Below are 17,624 nucleotides of genomic sequence, written 5' to 3'. Positions count from 1 at the left end.
TGCTGAGATGAGGGCATGACCGACATCGACCCGGCTGAGCTCGCGAGCCTGACCGACCTGGCCGCGTGGGCCGAGGACCGGCTGCCCGAGCTGACCGAGGACGCCTGTACCGCGATCGTCGCCCGGATGCCGTTCTACCGCAGCGGCGCGGTCGTCTCGATCGCCGACCTGCGCCGCTCGGTCGGGCACAACCTGCGGTTCCTGGTCGGCGCGATCCGGGCCCCGCTGGCACCGCTCGAACTGGACGCGCCACGCGACACCGGCCGCCGCCGGGCGCAACAGTCCGCGCCGCTCCCCGAAGTGCTCCAGGCGTACCGGATCAGCTTCGCGACGCTCTGGGACGCGCTGCTCGCCCAGGCCCGGGCCACCGGAGACAAAGCCGCGACGGAGGCGCTGCTGTCCGCGGCAAGCCTGATCTGGCAGGTCACCGACGAACACGCGCTCGCCGTCACCGAGGCATACCGGGCCGCGACCGCCGAGCTGATCCTGGCCCGCCAGCAGCGCCGGGCCGCACTGGTCGAGGCACTACTGACAGGTCAACCAGGCCCCGACGGCGGCCCCTGGGAAGCAGCCTCGCTGCTCGGCCTCCCACCGGACGGCCAACTGATCGTGGTCGCCGCCGAGACCCGAGGCCTGGCGGCGGAAAGCCTGCCCGGAATCGAGCGCCGGCTCTCGGAGCGCGGCGTCGTCTCGGGCTGGCGGCTGACCCCGGCGATGCAACTCGGCCTGATCGCGGTCGCGGCCGAGCAGGAGGCGCTGGTGCTGTCCGTCCTCAGCGACGGTGTGGGCGCGCGGACCGGTGTCAGTCCGACGTACAGCAGGCTGGCCGACACGCCGCGAGCCCTGCAACTGGCGCGGACGGCGATGGCCGCGCTCCCGATCGGGCACGCCGAGGTACGCCGCTTCGACCCGAGCCCCCTGGCCGCGCTGATCGCGATCGATCCGAACGAAGGCCGCCGGATCGCCGAAGCCGTCCTCGGTCCGGTGCTCGCGCTGCCCGCCGACGACCGGTCCTTGCTGCTGGACACGCTCCACCAGTACCTGAACCACGACGGCTCGGCCGAGCACGCCGCACGCGTGCTGCACTGCCACCCGAACACCGTCCGCTACCGGCTCCGCAGGCTCCAGGAACTCACCGATCGGACACTGTCCGACCCCCACGACGCCGCCGAACTCGCGAGCGCCTGGTACGCCGTCCAACTCACGCCGGCCACTCCTGCTCCTGGCCGCAGAAGCTGATCAATCCTCCTCCAAGGCCTGCGCCGCGCCCTCCAGACTCCGCAACTCCGACTCCAGCCCGGTCGTCGCCGTCGGATCGAAGCCCTCCGACTCCGCCTCGCGCTTGTCGTCCGGCTCACTGCCCTCCGCCGCGCCAAGCTCGTACGCCGCATCGTCCGCAACCTCGCCCGGAGCGGTCACCACGGCCTGCTCTTCGTCACTCGGATCTCGCGTCATCCTCCGAGGCTACCGAGGAATGGCCGTGCTTCTACTGATGCCTGCAGCCCGAGCGGCGGGCCGACGCCAAGTCGCCGTCAGACGTGGTCCGCACTCCAGCGGGCCTTGATGCCCTTGGCTCTGATTCGGCGGGCCGCGCGGCCCCAACCGTCGGCGCCCGCGTAGTTCGCGGAGTAAACGTACAGATCCGCGAGTGAGCCGTCTTTGAAGCTGGACCGGTACCTCTCGTAGAAGTGGTCCCTGATCCGTTCCGAGACGCGCGAGTCACTACCATCGGCCGCCCAGTCGACGAAGCCGGAGGCGAGGAAAGCGGTGACGGCGGTGGCCAGTGCAGCGACGGTTTGCTTCGTCTCGGGTGATGCCGTATCAGGTGCGACCAGGTCGACCGTTAGGACGATCGCGGTAGCAGCGGCGACCGCGGCCAGCACCATCGGCACGATGATCCACCACTCCATCAGGTTGATCGCGAGGTACGGCGTGGACTGCGGCATCTTTCGGCCGGCGTAATCGATCAGCAGCCCCAGGACCAACGCGCCGAGGGCAACCAATACCGCCCATTGGCCGTCACCGGTGAACCACAGCCATGCCCACCAGGCGCCGAGCACTGCCACGAACAATGCGCGCAGCGGCGCGCCAAGCCCCTTCAACGCATCCCAGAGACCCGTCAGCACGACGAGGTCCTAATACCGGTGCGAGGGATTGTGGGTGCAGGCGTAGTACAGGCCGTCCGTGTCACCGATCTGGATAATCGGCGCGAATGGCTTGGCCAGTCGGCACTCGCTCGCCGCGAAGAGTTCACGCTCGGCGTTGTCGAATGCCTCGACGACATGGCCTGGTAGTTCTTGCCCGAATGCTTCCTGAACCATGGCACGCGCCTCGCGCATAGCCTTGATGGCGCGCTGCTGCGTCTCATCCTCGCGAGGATCGCGCTCGCCCGACTGCACGGACATACAAAGCCCCCTCAGAGCCTGGACCGGCCCCAAGCCCCCTCAGAACCGATCGCCCATGCCTACAGTCGCCCCATAACCGTCCGTAGTCAAGAGACACTCGAGTTGCCGGTCACCGTGCATGCGTACTACGCGATCGCCTGCCGCGATGCATCAGGTCGTCCGGGTGTCGCGCGCCATCACCCCGCACCGATCCGACTGCGGCAACCTGCTTGTCCCGGTATGGCGAGCCACATCAGGTACGCCGCGACCCGGATGGAGCCGGTCTTCTGCGTGCTTGCCGAGTCGAGCGGGGTCAGGTCGTGACGTGGCAGGCCGTCACCGTCGAGCAGGACGGTGCGCACGACCCCGTTCAGACGGACCGGAACAGGTCCGCTTCGAAGCGGTAGGCGTCGCCGCGGTAGGTGTTGTAGCCGAGCAGGATCGGCGTACCGGCTCGGTCGTAGGCGACTTCGCGGCCGATCAGGACGGGGTTGCCGGTCGGAATCGTCAGGAGGGCCGCGGTTTCGGCGGAGGCCGCGTCCGCCTGGACGGAGTAGGCGCTGCGGTAGACCGATACCGAGCACAGTTCCTCGAGTGCCTCGTACAGGGAGCGGTCGGTCAGGTCGGAGTTCAGCAGCGGGGCGCCGATGGTCATCGGGATGACGTTGGTGTCGACGCAGATCGGGGTCGAGTTCATTCCCCGCAGGCGGACCAGGACCAGCACCTCGCCGCCGGGCGGCATGGCCAGCTTCTCGGCCTCGTCGATGGTCGCCGAGCGCGGTGCCCGCTCCAGTACGGCGGCCGTCGCGGTCAGGCCGCGAAGACGGGCCATCTCGGTGAAGCTCTGCAGCGTGCTCGGCGGCTCGCCGACCGTCGGGCTGGGCACGAACCAGCCGCGCTGCGGCGAGCGGGCGATCCGGCCTTCGCCCTCGAGATCACCGAGAGCGGCCCGGAGCGTACTGCGACTCACGTGCAGCTGATCGGCGAGCTGCCGCTCCCCCGGCAGGCGTGAGCCGGGTGGGTAGACACCGCGATTGATCGCGTCGCTCAACTCGCGGGCGACGCCGGCGGCAACGGTCGAGGTCCTCATCGCCATAACCATACCAGTTCTGGCTTTGGCTCAAAACTGGTCGCTATCTGGCATAACTGGTCTGCTTATGGCTAGCGTTGACTGCGTCCGCTCGGAACGGGGGCGTCCGACGAATCGAAGGAGATTGGCATGAAGAAGCGGCACCTGATGGGCGCGGCTGCTGCCTTCCTCGCCACAGCGACAGTGCTGGCGGCGTGTGCACCCGGTGGTTCCAGCTCCAGTTCCACGAAGTCCCCCAGCGGGGTCTCGACGGACGTCTCTGGTGAGGACGTCACGTTGAAGATGCTCGACTTCTGGCAGAACGACGAAGGCAAGTGGATGGACGCCGTGGTCGCCGGATTCGAGAAGGAGCACCCGAACATCAAGATCGAGCGGACCACGCAGGACTGGGGCCAGGTGATGAACACCCTGAACCTGCGGCTCGCCGATCCCAACGGTCCGGACATCGCGCTGGTGAACAACGGCTGGCAGTCGATGGGCACGCTGGCCAAGGGCGGCCGGATCCTGAACCTCGACGCCTACGCGTCGGCGTACGGCTGGAAGGACGAGATCCCGAGCACGATCCTGCGCCAGGAGCAGTTCACGTCCGACGGCAAGCAGATGGGCAGCGGCTCGGTGTACGCCGTACCGGCGGCCCGCTCGTCCCTGATCGGCCTGTACTACAACAAGTCGATCCTCGACAAGGCCGGCGTCGCGGTACCGAAGACCCTCGCCGACGTCGAGAAGGCGTGCGCCGCGGTCAAGGCGGCGGGCCAGATCCCGATCGCGTACGGATCACAGGACAAGGGCGCGTCGACGGCGATCCTGTTCGGGCTGCAGGATCTGTACAGCTCCGCGAAGGACATCGGCGACTTCGTCTACTCCAGCGGCTCGGTTCCGATCACGTCCACCGGAATCACGCAGGCTGCCACCGCGGTGAAGAAGTGGAGCGACGCCGGCTGGCTGACGCCGAACCACGAGGGCATCCCGTTCGCGGACTCGATGAACAACTTCCTGGCCGGCAAGGGCGCCTTCCAGTTCAACTACACCGGATCGCTGGGGTTCTCGGCGGCGCAGAAGCAGACGTTCGGCTACGTCCAGCTGCCGCAGGTGAACGGCGACCAGGTGGTCGGGACCGGATCGACGGTCGGCAACCTGGCGATCTCGGCGAAGTCGAAGCACCCGGACGCGGCCGCGGCCTTCCTCGACTACCTGGCCGGCAAGGCGACAGCCCAGGCCAGCGTCGACCACGGGTACCTTCCACTGCTGCACAACGACGTCAAGCAGACGGCCGCAAACCCCGAGCTCGCGACCGAGATCACCGCGCAGCAGAAGCTCACCGACGGAAACGGCTTCGTGCCGTACTTCGACTGGTCGACCCCGACCATGCTCGACACCATCGGGGGCCAGGTGCAGCTGCTGCTGGCGGGCAAGTCGACGCCGGACCAGCTCGCGGCGGCCGGGCAGAAGGACTACGACGCGTTCCAGGCGCAGCGGGCGAAGGGCTGATCGGATGAGTACCCGTCAGCTCCTCCAACGGCGGCAGGCCGCCGTACCGGAGGATGCCGTGGGCACCGATCAGCCCTTCGGCCGAACTCGCCGCCGGCCGCGGCTGTCCGCCCGAGCGCGGAAGCGCCGTCTGCTCGGACTGGCTTTCGCGGCCCCGGCCCTGCTGTTCTACGGCTTCGTCGTTCTCGTTCCGATCGTGCAGAGCGTCAGCTACTCCTTCTACAGCTGGGACGGCGTGACCACCGCGCGGTTCGTTGGCCTGAGCAACTACACCGCCTTCTTCACCGACCCGGAGCTGGCGCGGTCACTGGCCCATGTGCTCGTTCTGGTCCTGTTCTTCGCCGGATTGCCGATCCTGCTGGGGCTGCTCTCCGCCGCGCTTCTCGGCCGCGGCAAGATGCGTGGATCCGGCCTCTACCGCTGGGTGCTGTTCCTTCCACAAGTCCTCACCAGCGTGGTTGTCGCCGTGATCTGGAAGCGGATCTACGGACCGGACGGCCCGCTCAACGGTGCGCTGCGCGCTGTCGGTCTCGGAGACCTCGCCCACAACTGGCTCGGAGACTTCACTTGGGCGCTCCCCGCGCTCGGCGTGATCGGTACCTGGACCGCGCTCGGCCTGTGCATGGTGCTGTTCGTCGCCGGCGTCGCCGCGATCCCCAACGAACTCTACGAGCAGGCGCGCCTCGACGGCGCCGGCCCGGTGAAGGAATTCCTCGCGATCACGCTGCCCGCTCTGCGCGGACAGCTGGCGGTTGCGCTCACGCTCACCGTGACCGGCGCGCTGCGTGCGTTCGACCTGGTCTGGGTCACCACGCAAGGCGGACCTGGTACGTCGACCACCACACCGGCGTTGCTGCTCTACCGCAAGGCCTTCCTGAACCCGGACGTGGGCATGGCCGCCGCGATCGGCATCGTTCTGGCGATCATCTGCCTGCTCGTCGCCTTGGTCATCACCAGACTGTCCGAGGAGAAAGCATGATCTCGCGCACCGAACGCGTCCTCAATCACACAGTCCTGGCGTTCGTCTCGATCCTCGTCCTGTTTCCCGTGGTCTGGTTCTTCTTCACCGCGTTGAGCCCGAACCGCGGAGGCCAACTCGACTTCGGCAACCTGCAGTGGGGCAACTTCGGCACCGCCTGGAAGCTCGGCGGATTCGGCCACGCGATGCTCGCCTCCGCGGTCATCACGATCGGCGCGGTCACCGGGCAGACCCTGCTGGCCGTCCTGTCCGGCTTCGCCTTCGGCGTCCTCGGCGTCACCGGTCAGAAGATCATCTTCCCCGTCGTGCTGCTCGGGCTGATGATCTCCGCGGAGGTCTTCATCGTCCCGCTCTACTACACGTTCCAGTCGCTGGGCCTGACCAACTCCTGGCTCGGGCTGATCATCATCCAGATCGGCATGGGCGTTCCTTTCGGTACGTTCTGGATGCGGGCGACCTTCCGCGCCGTACCGGCGTCCCTGATCGAGGCCGCCGAGATGGACGGCGCCCGTACCTGGCGCATCCTCTGGCAGATCCTGCTGCCGATCTCACGGCCCGCCGTCCTGACCCTCGCACTGCTGTCGTTCATGTGGACCTGGAACGACTTCTTCCTGTCGCTGATCTTCATCGCCGACCCGTCGATCCAGCCGGCCACGCTGGCACTCGGCGTTTTCCAGGGGCGGCACAGCGTCGACGTGAACCTGCTCGCCGCCGGATCACTGATCGTCGCCCTGCCCGTCCTCGTGCTCTACGCCTTCTTCCAACGGCACTTCATCCGCGGCGTCCTCAACGGCGCGCTCAAGGAATGACCGACCGCTCCCTCACGACAGCGAAGGACCTCTCCCTATGCACGTGCTGCCCGAAGTCCACGACAGCGCCGATCACGTCGGCCTGCTCGCGGCCGAGGACATTGCCGCCGGCATCGAGTCGGCCGTGGAAGCGGGCAGTTCGTTCGTGCTCGGCTGCCCGAGCGGCCGTAGCCCGCTGCGAACCTACGCACACCTCGCCGATCTCGTTGCCAAGCGCAACCTCGACCTCAGCCACGTGATCATCGCGCTCATGGACGAGTACGTCGTACACACCGCCAAGGGGTTTCAACTGGTCGATCCAAAGCTCCCGCACAGCTGCGTCGGCTTCGGGCGCCGGCAGATCCTGGACCCGTTGAACGCGGCCGCTCGACCCGAGCACCGCATCCCGGAGCAGAACCTGTGGCATCCCGATCCCGCGGCCGAACCGGGCGCGTACGACGAGGCACTGGCAGCTGCCGGCGGGATCGACCTCTTCCTGCTCGCCTCCGGCGCCTCCGACGGCCACATCGCGCTGAACCCGCCCGGAACGGCATCCGACAGCGTCACCCGGATCGTCGAACTCGGCGAGGCCACCCGCCGCGACAACCTCGAGACGTTCCCGTCGTTCCGCCGGCTCGACGAGGTACCGCGGTACGGCGTGACCGTGGGTACCGCCACCATCCGGGACCTGTCCCGTGCGGTCGTCATGGTCGTGACCGGGGCCCACAAGCAAATCACCGTACAGCGTGTCGCCGCCGCCGACGCGTACGAACCGGACTGGCCGGCCACCGTCCTCAGCGACTGCAGGTCCCCCCGATTCCTGGCAGACCGGGCAGCCGCGGCGCTGCTCCCGGCTGCCTCCTGACCCCCTTCAGCTGTACTCCTTACCGAAAGGCACACTTCACTCATGGCACGCATCAAGCTCGCTTACCTCGGCGGCGGCTCGTCCCGGGCGGCCGGGACGATGGCCTCCCTGCTGTGGCACGGCGAGGAGTTCGCCGGATCCGAGATCGTCCTGATCGACCTCGACCCCGACCACCTGGAGGTCGTCCGGTCGATCACCGAGCGGATCATCAAGGCGCAGGGCCTCGATCTCACCGTGACCGCCACGACCGACCGTCGCGCCGGCCTGACCGACGTCGACGCCGTACTCTCCAGCTTCCGGCCCGGCGGCTTCGGGGCGCGCGCCCTGGACGAACGCATCCCGATCAAGCACGGCATCATCGGCCAGGAGACCCAGGGCCCCGGCGGCTTCTTCATGTCGCTGCGCTCGGTCAACGTCCTCAAGGGCGTCGTCGAGGACCTCAACGCGGTGGCCCCGAACGCCAAGATCTTCAACTACACCAACCCGGTCAACATCGTCTCCCAGGCTGTGACGCAGTACAGCGACGTACCGATCGTCTCGATGTGCGAGGGACCGCTGGTCTTCCCGCCGGTCGTGATCAAGGCCGCCGGGCTCGACCCCGACCGCGCCCAGGTGACTATGGCCGGCGTCAACCACAACTGCTGGAGCACCGAGGCCCTGTACGACGGCGAGGACATCATGCCGCTGCTGGAGAAGGGCTGGGAGGAGCGCAAGGACCAGCTGGACGCCAACTCCCGCCGGGCGCTCCACCTCGCCGTGACCATGGGATCGATCCCGTCCGACTACTTCAACTACTACTACTTCCGCGAGGAACTCCTGCGCGAGCAGCAGGGCGCGCCCAAGACCCGGTCGGAAATCATCATGGACGCCGTACCCGGCTACTGGGACCACTACCGCGAGCAGGCCACCGCCGACGCACCCGAACTCGACCCGAAGCGCTCGCGCGGCGGCATCCACGAACTCGAACTCGCGATCGACGTGATGAGCGCCCACTACAACGACACCGGCGCCCGGCTGCCGGTCAACCTGCCGAACGCGGGCGGCGCGCTCGCCGGCTTCGACGAGAGCACCGTCGTCGAGGTCTGGTGCAACGTCGACAAGTCGGGCTTCCACATCGAGCCGCAGAAGCCGCTTCCGCACTCCGTCCTGGGCATCACCCAGCAGCTCGCCGAGTACCAGATCCTCGCTGCGAAGACCGGCTGGGAAGGCACTCGCAAGGACGGCATCCAGGCGCTGCTCGCCAACCCGCTCGTCGACAACCTCAAGGTCGCCGAGGAGCTGTACGACGAGATGGCCGCCGCGCACGCCGCCTACCTCCCGGAGCGACTCCTGCCGTGAACGAACTCTTCCTCGGCGTCGACGCCGGTAACACCAAGACCATCGCCGCCGTCGCGGACCAGCACGGGAACATCCTGGGCTGGGCACGTGGCGGGCTCGGTGACATCTACGGCGTCGACGACCCAGGAGAGGCAGTAGCGACCGTCCTCCGCCTCGTCGACGAGGCACTCGCCGCCGCGCACAACGCAGTACCCGATGCGCGCCTTGCATCGGCGGCGTTCTGCCTCGCAGGCGTCGACTGGCCCGAGGACACCGCGTTCTGGACCGAGGTGCTTCGGGAACACCTCGGTCCGGACGTACGGTTCTCAGTCAGGAACGACGGCTTCGCCCTGCTGCGCTGCGGCGATCCGGAGGGCGTGGGCGTCGCGGTCTCACTCGGCACAGGCGCGGCGATCGCGGGCCGTGGCCCCGGCGGTGCCGAGTTCGCGTTCTCGTTCTGGCTGCAGCACCCGCTCGGCGCAGCCGGTCTGGTCGATGATGCGCTGCACGCTATCTTTCAGGCGCACACCGGCCTCGCACCGAGTACGGCACTGTCACACGCGATTCCACTGTTCTACGGCGCTCATTCGATAGAGGACCTGCTGCACCGATTCACCCGCCGGGACAACACCGAGGGAACGCACCTCAACAAGTCGAAAGCAGCCCGAGTCGTACTACGCGAAGCCGAGCACGGCGATCTCGTTGCCATCAGCATCGTTGACCAGCACGCCGAACGAGTCGCCGCGTACGTCGATGCCTGCGCCAACCGGGTCGGCCTCGACGAACCCTTCACCCTCACCCTCGGCGGCTCGGTCGCAGCCGACAACACCCTCCGCAAAGCCATCCTCCGGGAACTCGGCCGCCAACTCCCCCACGTCGACATCTCAACCGTCGACGCCGAACCCATCCACGGCACCGTCCTCGACGCCCTCGCCGAAGGCGGCGTCCCACAGACCCCGGCGCTCCAACGGACCATCCTCGCCACGAAACCCGGCTTCTGACAGACGCGTCGAGCCACACAGTCGCCGCGCTTGTGCCGACGCGGTACCGGACGGTCTGAGGTACGTGCGGGCGTTCAACAGATATATGGATGACTTACCACCCCCGTTCGGGCGCGACCTGACTGCGCGCCAACACGTCTGCGAGCACTGCAGGGACACCTACGCCGCAGCCAGATCCGACCAGCGGTTCTGCTCAGATCGGTGCCGTCTCCGCCGTTGGAGAAGCCTCCGTCGGGTCTTGTCAGCAGAAGCGACCGAAGGCGAAAGCGTGCGCACGCTGGTGGCAGAAGTCGCCCGGTTGCGGCACCACGTCGTCGAGCTTCAGCAGGCCAATGCAACACTGCGATGCACTTCCCCATGCGACCGAAGTCGAGGCCAGTTGGATCGCTACGCCGAACCAGGCGAACACGCCGTGTAAGCGGTTGGAAAGGTGAGCCCTTCTACTTTCGCTCCATGAAGGAATGGGACCTCCTCGATGTGAGGGCATCATGACCAAACGGACAACCCCGGTGCGCGCGCTCGCTCTGGTAGCGGGTGTGGTGGCCACGACACTCCTGGTCGGCGCGTGCGAGTCGAACTCCCCCAGTTCAACTCCCGCGCCCAGCGCGGGAACGTCGGCGACTGCCTCCCCACACACCGGTCACACGATGGCGCCAGCGGCAGAGCAGGTGCCGCTGCGGGCGGGTGAACGGTTCACCGACCTCAAGATTCCTCAGCCGTATACACCCTCCGCCCCCAACGGCGGCACCGACGAATACCGCTGTCTGGTGGTCGATCCGCACCTGACCAAGCCGGCATACCTGACCGGAACCCAGTTCCGCCCGCAGAACACGCCGATCGTGCACCACGCCATCGTGTTCGCCGTCCCGCCGGAGAGCGCAGCCGTGGCGCGTGCCAAGGACGCCGCGACGCCCGGCGAGGGCTGGACGTGTTTCGGCAATGACGCCCTTGGTGGCAACCATCCGTCGGCGTGGGTGGACACCTGGACCCCCGGCGCCACGGAGACCGTCCTGCAGCAAGATGTCGGGTTCCCGTTGAAACCCGGCAGCCTGCTGATCCTTCAGGTGCACTACAACCTGCTCGCCACCGACGGCAAGCCCGCCGGGTCGGATCAGTCCAGCGTCCGATTGCGACTGACCGACGGCACCTCGGCAACCAAGCCGCTCCTGACGGTGCCGTTGCAGGCGCCGATCGAACTGCCCTGTGCGACCGGCGAGTCCGGTCCGCTGTGCAACCGGACGACAGCGGTCGCGGACGTCGGCAAGCGCTTCGGCTCCGAGATCGGCGCCAGCGAGGCAAGGCTGCTGGCCGAATGCGGCTATGCCAAACCTGTGCCGGGCAACACGCAGCACTGCGACATACCGATACCGCAACCGATCAAGGTGTACGCCGCACTCGGGCACATGCACCTGCTCGGACGATCGATCAAGGTCGAGGTCAACCCCGGCACCGCCAAGGCTCAGACCCTGCTCGATGTCCCGGCGTTCAACTTCGACAACCAGAGGTACCAGGTGTTGCCGAAGCCGATGGACCTCAAGCCGGGCGACAAGGTCAGGGTGACGTGCACCCACGACGCCGGCCTGCGTCGACAGCTCCCGGCACTGAGCAAGCTCCCACCGCGGTACGTCGTCTGGGGCGACGGCACCAGCGACGAAATGTGCCTCGGCCTCCTGATCGCCTCCGCCGGCAGGTAAACCCTCGGAGGACCCGCGGAATCCCCGGCCCTGGACAGCCGGCCCGGTCACGTCGCCTGGGGATTCCGCGCCGGGCCGAAACCTCCGCGCCGATCGACCTTGCGTTCGAGTACGTATCTGCAGGAAAGGTTGTTCACAATGTCATCGCCCTCTTCCTCAACCGGCTCGAGCCGCAGCGGTCCCCGGAGCAGATCGTGGGCCCGCTTGCGCCTCGATTCCCCGCTCAAGTCGCCGGCCTGGGCGCTGCTGCCGCTGCGGGCCTTTCTCGGCGGCACCTTCCTGTACGCCGGACTGTCCAAGCTCTTCGACCCGAACTACCTGGACAACTCCTCACCGCTCGGCGTCCACGCCCAGATGCTGCATGCCGCCACCGCGTCCCCGATCGGCTCGCTGGTGTCGCTGACTGCCGGCCACGCGACCCTGACCGGGCTGGCCATCGCCTTCGGTGAGGTCGCGGTCGGGCTCGGGACTCTGCTCGGGCTGTTCACGCGGATCGCCGCCCTCGGCGGAATCCTGCTGGCACTCAGCTTCTTCCTGACGGTGAGCTGGACGACCCGGCCGTACTACTTCGGTGCGGACCTGGGCTTCGCCTTCGCCTGGAGCCCACTACTGATAGCAGGAGACGCCGGACTGTACTCGGTGACAGCCCGGCTGCGTGCCGCCGTGCGGCGTCAGGCCGGCCTGCTCCCGCGACCTGGGGCCTCCGAAGGCGTGGCCGAACAGGACGACGTCGAGCGACGTACTGTGCTTCGAGGCGGCATCATCGGCGCGACGATCGCTGCGGTCGGCATCGCGGCAGGCACCACGCTGGCACTCGCACGGCGCCCATCCGGTACGGCGGGCGGTCAGCCGGCGAGCCCCGCTCCGCCGGCGCCAAGCGCCTCGGCGAGTCCACGTTCGGCGAACGGCGGGGCGGTGATCGCCGCGGCCTCGAGCGTGCCCGTCGGGTCTTCCAAGAGCTTCACGACCGCGAACGGCGCCCCCGCCCTCTTGTTGCACCCGGCAACGGACACCTTCAAGGCGTTCCGGGCCGCCTGCACACACCAAGGTTGCCCGGTCTCGTACGTCGGAACGGGTTTCCAATGCCCCTGCCACGGCTCGACGTTCGACCAGAACGGCCAGGTGACCGGCGGGCCGGCCCCTGCACCACTGGCGGAGATCCCGGTCACGGTTGTCGACGGGCAGGTCACCACCGCCTGATCCGGGCCCCGGCTCCTCCGGTCCGCCCACTCCGCCACGCGCAGGCTGCGCGGCTAACAGGGCGACGCCGGGCACGATCGGCGCGTCTGCCCGATTCGCGATCGGCTTGTCCCGGTGTTGCCCAGACGTCCCGAAACCCGCCGCGTAAGCGTCATGAAAGTCGCGGCTACCTACTTTTGCCTGGTCTCATCGGCAACGAACTTCAGGCGGGCGTCATGACAGCTCTCGGCAACTGGGTGGTGCGGCATCGATTGGTAGTGGGCTTGCTGTGGCTGGTGATCACGATCGCCGGCCTGGCTCTCGCGCCGTCGGTGTCCGGCCGCCTCATCAGTGGTGTGCACGTGAACAGCCCCGCCAACACGGCGAACGTACAGATCGCCAAGCGATACGGCGGCGCGGACCATCCGCCGGGCCTGCTGACGATCGACCTCCCGGCCGGGCAGAAGGTCGACTCACCGGCGGTGAAAGCCAACCTCCGAACGCTGGACAGCGAGGTCGCGAAGGCGATGCCCACCCTCCGGGTGGCGTCGTACGCCTCGACCGGCGACCGGGCCTTGATCGGCAGCGCCGGTGACAGCACCTTGATGCTGGTCTATTCGCCTCAATCGGGCCGGGACGTCTCCCCTCAGGTCCTGGACAAGCTGAAGTCGACGGCCGAGGCGGCCGTCCCCGGAGCAACCGTGCACGCCACCGGAGTCAACGCCTTGTCCTCCGGCAACCCCTCGTCGTCCAGCCACAGTTCGAGTGTGCTGATCGAGCTGCTGACGGGAGCACTCGCGGCCTTGATCGTGCTCGCGTGGGTCTTCGGATCGTTCCTGGCCTTCCTGCCGCTGATCATGGCCCTGATCTCGGTGCTGACGATGCAGCTGTTCATCTATGGCCTGACGTACGTCGTCCCGTCCTCGATCCCGTTCAACCCGGCGGTGCAGTACATCGTCGCGCTGCTGGGACTGGGGTTGTCGATCGACTACTCGCTGCTGATCGTCAATCGCTGGCGCGAAGAACGCACGGCGGGAAGGTCCAACGCCGAGGCAGTCGCTGCCGCGATGCAGCGCGCCGGACATGCTGTCGTCCTCAGCGGCATCACGGCCTCACTGGGGCTGTTCGCCCTGATCGTGGTGCCCGTGTCGCTGGTGCAGGGCATCGGAATCGCGGGGCTGTTCATCCCGTCGACCGCCACCGTCGTGGCGCTGACGCTGCTGCCGGCGGTGCTGTCCAAGGTCGGCCCGCGGGTCGACTGGCCGCGGCCTCGTTCGGCGCGGCGGGTCAGCCGGTTCTGGACGGGATGGTCGCGCCTGGTCATCCGGCACCGGATCGCCGCCGCGGTCCTCGGGCTGGGCATCCTTATCGGGTTGACCGGCGTCGCGGCGACCATCAACATCTCGCAGCCCACCGGTTCCGCCCTGGCCGGCACAGGCCCGTACGCCGACGGCCTCCATGCCCTGCGAGCCGACGGCTTCGGCGCCGGGGCGCTGACCACGGTGCCGATCTACGTTCCGTCAGCGAGTCAGGCGCAGGCGGTGGTCGCCGCGCTGAGCAACGTGCCCAGTGTGCGAGGCGCCGTCGCGCCCGCCGGGCCGGCCTGGCATCAGGGTGGCAGCACGATGGTGCTGGCGATTCCCACCCACGAGATCGGCACGTCGCAGGGCGGGACCTCGCTGGCCGACATCAGGCGAACTGTTCCCTCCGGCGTCCTCGTCGGCGGCGATCCGGCCCAGAAGATCGACGAGGTCAACAGCACCTACGGGGCCTTCCCGCTGATGTTCTGCCTCGTGGCCACCGTGACCTTCCTGCTGCTGGCCCGCGGTCTCAGGTCCTTGCTCCTGCCGGCCAAGGCGGTGCTGCTCAACGCGCTGTCGGTCGCGGCGACGTACGGCATGATCGTGCTGGTGTTCCAGCACGGCTACGGAAGCCACGCGCTGTGGGGGATCTCCGCCACCGGCTCGATCGACACCTTCGTACCGCTGCTGATGTTCGGATTCCTCTTCGGCATCTCGATGGACTACGAGGTCTTCATCCTGTCGCGTGTCCGGGAGGGCTACGACCGTACCGGAGACACCCACGGCAGCATCGTCGAGGGCGTGTCGCACACCGGGAGACTGGTCACCAGCGCCGCGTTGATCCTCTTCTTCGCCTTCGCGTCGCTGACGACGACGAACGACATCACGGTCCGGGAACTCGCGGCAGGCCTGGCCGGTGGGGTCATCCTTGATGCCGTGATCGTCCGGATGCTGCTGCTGCCCGCACTGGTCTCGCTCCTCGGCACGGCGAACTGGTGGATGCCGGACTGGGCAGCACGGCTGCTGCGGCTGCCGAGGCGCAAGGTCGCCGAGCCGACGCGGCGGACGCCAATCCGGGTGCCGCTCGGGGATGCTTGAGTCATGCGAGTGCTGGTAGTCGAAGATGACCACGCGATGGCGGCCTCTCTCAGGTGGGGCCTGGAGGCCGAGGGGTACGTCGTCGATGCCGCCGACAACGGCACGGACGGCCTGTGGAAGGCCACCGAGGGAGACCACGACGTCATCGTTCTGGACGTGATGCTGCCGGGGATGAACGGCTACCAGATCTGCCGCCGGTTACGCGACCAGGGCCTCTGGACACCGATCCTGATGCTGACCGCGATGGATGAGGACCTCGACCACGCCGAGGGCCTCGACAGCGGTGCCGACGACTACCTCGCCAAGCCGTTCTCGTACACGGTCCTGCTGGCCCACCTCCGAGCGCTGACCCGGCGTGGGCTGACCGAGCGGCCGGCGGTGCTCACCGCCGTTGGCCTCACCCTCGACCCGGCCGCCCGCACGGTCAGCAGGGACGGCATACCGATCGACCTCACCGCACGCGAGATCGCGGTGCTGGAGTACCTGATGCGGCACAAGGGCCGGCCGGTATCCAAGACCGACCTGCTCAACCACTGCTGGGACACCGCATATGACGGTCCACCGTCCGTGGTCGAAGTCCAGGTTCACCGCCTGCGGCGCAAGCTCGACCTTCCGGACGCGGAGCCGACCATCGTCACGATCCGCGGTGAGGGCTACCTGATCGAGGACGGTCGATGACCACCAGGGCAGCACCCGGGCGCACCTGGCGCCTTCGGCGGCCCCGCACCCTGCGGGCCCGGGTCACGATCGTGGCCAGCATCGCCATCACCACGGTCGTCATCCTCGGGGTGATGCTCCTGTACGTGCTGCAGCGGCAAGCCATCCGCAAGAGCATCGACGCGCAGCTGCACACCTACACGACGCAGATCGCGCAGTCCGCGACAACCAGCGGTTGGCCGTCGCCACTGCCGCGCTCGTCCGTCGACCCCGTCGCCGAAGCGCAGGTACTCGCGGCCGACGGCAGCGTGCTGGCTGCCACGAGCACCCTGGCCGGGCTGCCCGCCCTCTACCAACTACCTGCCGGCTCGACGGTGCCGGTGCGTCAGAAGGCCGCCGACGGGAGCATCCCGGCCGACATCCGGGTTGTGGGCGTCCGGACCACCGTCAAGGGCCGGCCGGTGACGATCGTCGCCGGTACTGCGAACGGGACGCTGGACCCCGTACAGGCGGAGTTCGCGGCGCGGCTTCTGCTGGGCATCCCGATCGCACTGCTGCTGGCGGCCATCGCAGTGTGGATCATCGTGGGACGGGCGCTCCGACCGGTCGAACGGATCCGCCGCGCCGTCACCGAGATCACCTCGGCCGACCTGACCCAGCGGGTCCCCCAACCGGCCACGGACGACGAGATCGGCCAGCTGGCCAGGACCATGAACGACATGCTGATGCGACTCGAGGATTCCGCGAGCCGGCAGCGACGATTCGTCGCCGACGCCTCCCACGAACTGCGGAGCCCGCTGGCCGCCATCCGCACCACTCTCGAGGTCGGTCTTGCCCACCCCGACGAAGCGCCGTGGCCGGTCATCGCCGAACGTGCGGCCCAGCAGTCGACCCGGCTGCAGGACCTCATCCAGCAACTGCTGCTGCTCGCGAAAGCCGACGAGCGGCAGCTTGCGGCGCGGCAAGAGGTCGAGCTGCGGGCCCTGCTCGCCGAGATTCGCTCCGACCTCACCGCCGAGCACCTCACGATCCAAGTCGACGTCACCGCCGGCCTCACCATCGCGGGCCATCCCGGGCATCTCCAACGTCTCTTCCGCAACCTCATCGACAATGCCGTCCGCTATGCCACGTCAAGCGTCACGGTCACCGGCCGACAGGTCGGCGAGGCGGTCCAGGTCCAGATCGACGACGACGGCCCAGGGATTCCCGCTGCCGACCGCGAGCGGGTGTTCGACCGCTTCGTCCGGCTGGACACCAGCCGCGAACGAGCCAGCGGCACCACCGGCCTCGGGCTCGCGATTGCTCGCGAGATAGCCCTCGCCCACGGCGGCCAGATCGCCATCTCGGAGCGCCCCGGCGGCGGGACGCGCGCGGTCGTCACCCTTCCACACCCGCCGCGCGGGGACTGAGGGATCGCCCCCTGTCCGGTGTGCCCGGACAGGGGCGATGCGTCACGGTCGCCGCGGATGGTCACCCGTCACCGTCTTGGACGGCCCCCGTGGACAGATGGTGCTGCGGGGGCGCGGCATCGGTCCGCTGCGGCCAGTGGCCGATTCCCAGATCTCCTGGGTTCAGCTTGGCCGAGTCGACCTGGTCCGGGATTCCCTTGGCCGTCCCCGCGGTTGCACTCGTTGAACCGCTTCTGGTCCAGGATCGACGTGTCGTACCACGGGTAGGCGTGGTCGGTCGACGCGTTCAGCAGTGGATCGCGGGCGCAGTACCAACCGGTCTGGCACTCGATGTTCTCCTTGGGATTGATCCAGGTCGACGGTCAACGAACTGG

The 17,624-nt window shown here is 68.1% G+C and carries 17 protein-coding genes; 12 read left to right on the top strand and 5 right to left on the bottom strand.

The genetic code is table 11. The features are described 5' to 3' along the window. The first annotated feature begins 15 nt into the window (after positions 1-15). Complete coding sequence (locus VFF46_RS15285) at positions 16-1,239, top strand: helix-turn-helix domain-containing protein (protein WP_325037774.1); 1,224 nt, start codon at positions 16-18, stop codon at positions 1,237-1,239. Here VFF46_RS15285 and VFF46_RS15280 read toward each other — a convergent pair whose 3' ends face one another. From VFF46_RS15280 to VFF46_RS15260, 5 genes are all read right to left on the bottom strand, one after another. Further along, positions 1,240-1,455 (bottom strand): hypothetical protein, encoded by a 216-nt coding sequence (locus VFF46_RS15280; protein WP_325037773.1) that lies wholly within the window; start codon positions 1,453-1,455, stop codon positions 1,240-1,242. A gap of 77 nt (positions 1,456-1,532) precedes the next feature. Further along, positions 1,533-2,126, bottom strand: a complete 594-nt coding sequence (locus VFF46_RS15275; protein ID WP_325037772.1) for a hypothetical protein — start codon at positions 2,124-2,126, stop codon at positions 1,533-1,535. Between the two features lie 9 nt (positions 2,127-2,135). After that, positions 2,136-2,405 (bottom strand): hypothetical protein, encoded by a 270-nt coding sequence (locus VFF46_RS15270; protein ID WP_325037771.1) that lies wholly within the window; start codon positions 2,403-2,405, stop codon positions 2,136-2,138. 176 nt (positions 2,406-2,581) lie between these two features. Then, positions 2,582-2,746: a hypothetical protein gene (locus VFF46_RS15265; RefSeq protein ID WP_325037770.1), complete on the bottom strand. Its 165-nt coding sequence runs from the start codon at positions 2,744-2,746 to the stop codon at positions 2,582-2,584. Positions 2,747-2,754: 8 nt separating this feature from the next. Beyond that, entirely contained in the window at positions 2,755-3,474 is a 720-nt protein-coding gene (locus VFF46_RS15260) for a GntR family transcriptional regulator (RefSeq protein ID WP_325037769.1), read from the bottom strand. 129 nt (positions 3,475-3,603) lie between these two features. Here VFF46_RS15260 and VFF46_RS15255 point away from each other — a divergent pair, with 129 nt between their 5' ends. From VFF46_RS15255 to VFF46_RS15205, 11 genes are all read left to right on the top strand, one after another. Further along, positions 3,604-4,962, top strand: a complete 1,359-nt coding sequence (locus VFF46_RS15255) for an ABC transporter substrate-binding protein (protein WP_325037768.1) — start codon at positions 3,604-3,606, stop codon at positions 4,960-4,962. Between the two features lie 4 nt (positions 4,963-4,966). Continuing rightward, positions 4,967-5,941, top strand: a complete 975-nt coding sequence (locus tag VFF46_RS15250; RefSeq protein ID WP_325037767.1) for a sugar ABC transporter permease — start codon at positions 4,967-4,969, stop codon at positions 5,939-5,941. After that, a complete protein-coding gene (locus VFF46_RS15245) occupies positions 5,938-6,750 on the top strand; it encodes a carbohydrate ABC transporter permease (protein WP_325037766.1) in 813 nt (270 codons plus the stop codon). Before VFF46_RS15250 ends, VFF46_RS15245 begins: the two co-directional genes overlap by 4 nt. A gap of 37 nt (positions 6,751-6,787) precedes the next feature. Further along, a complete protein-coding gene (locus tag VFF46_RS15240; protein WP_325037765.1) occupies positions 6,788-7,594 on the top strand; it encodes a 6-phosphogluconolactonase in 807 nt (268 codons plus the stop codon). 42 nt (positions 7,595-7,636) lie between these two features. Next, positions 7,637-8,932: a glycoside hydrolase gene (locus VFF46_RS15235; protein WP_325037764.1), complete on the top strand. Its 1,296-nt coding sequence runs from the start codon at positions 7,637-7,639 to the stop codon at positions 8,930-8,932. Beyond that, positions 8,929-9,912, top strand: coding sequence for a BadF/BadG/BcrA/BcrD ATPase family protein (locus VFF46_RS15230; RefSeq protein WP_325037763.1), 984 nt, complete (start codon positions 8,929-8,931; stop codon positions 9,910-9,912). Before VFF46_RS15235 ends, VFF46_RS15230 begins: the two co-directional genes overlap by 4 nt. Before the next feature lie 647 nt (positions 9,913-10,559). Then, complete coding sequence (locus VFF46_RS15225) at positions 10,560-11,606, top strand: hypothetical protein (protein ID WP_325037762.1); 1,047 nt, start codon at positions 10,560-10,562, stop codon at positions 11,604-11,606. A gap of 204 nt (positions 11,607-11,810) precedes the next feature. Continuing rightward, positions 11,811-12,806, top strand: a complete 996-nt coding sequence (locus VFF46_RS15220) for a Rieske 2Fe-2S domain-containing protein (protein WP_325037761.1) — start codon at positions 11,811-11,813, stop codon at positions 12,804-12,806. Between the two features lie 215 nt (positions 12,807-13,021). Next, on the top strand, positions 13,022-15,184 hold the full coding sequence (locus VFF46_RS15215; RefSeq protein WP_325037760.1) for an MMPL family transporter: 2,163 nt from the start codon (positions 13,022-13,024) through the stop codon (positions 15,182-15,184). 3 nt (positions 15,185-15,187) lie between these two features. After that, positions 15,188-15,862, top strand: a complete 675-nt coding sequence (locus VFF46_RS15210) for a response regulator transcription factor (RefSeq protein ID WP_325037759.1) — start codon at positions 15,188-15,190, stop codon at positions 15,860-15,862. Continuing rightward, positions 15,859-17,250: an ATP-binding protein gene (locus VFF46_RS15205; RefSeq protein WP_325037758.1), complete on the top strand. Its 1,392-nt coding sequence runs from the start codon at positions 15,859-15,861 to the stop codon at positions 17,248-17,250. Before VFF46_RS15210 ends, VFF46_RS15205 begins: the two co-directional genes overlap by 4 nt. Positions 17,251-17,624 lie beyond the last annotated feature (374 nt).

Source organism: Kribbella sp., from assembly GCF_035655035.1.
Taxonomy (GTDB): domain Bacteria; phylum Actinomycetota; class Actinomycetes; order Propionibacteriales; family Kribbellaceae; genus Kribbella.
The sequence above is the reverse complement of the archived record's forward strand: the minus strand, read 5'-3'. Positions and strand labels throughout refer to the sequence as shown.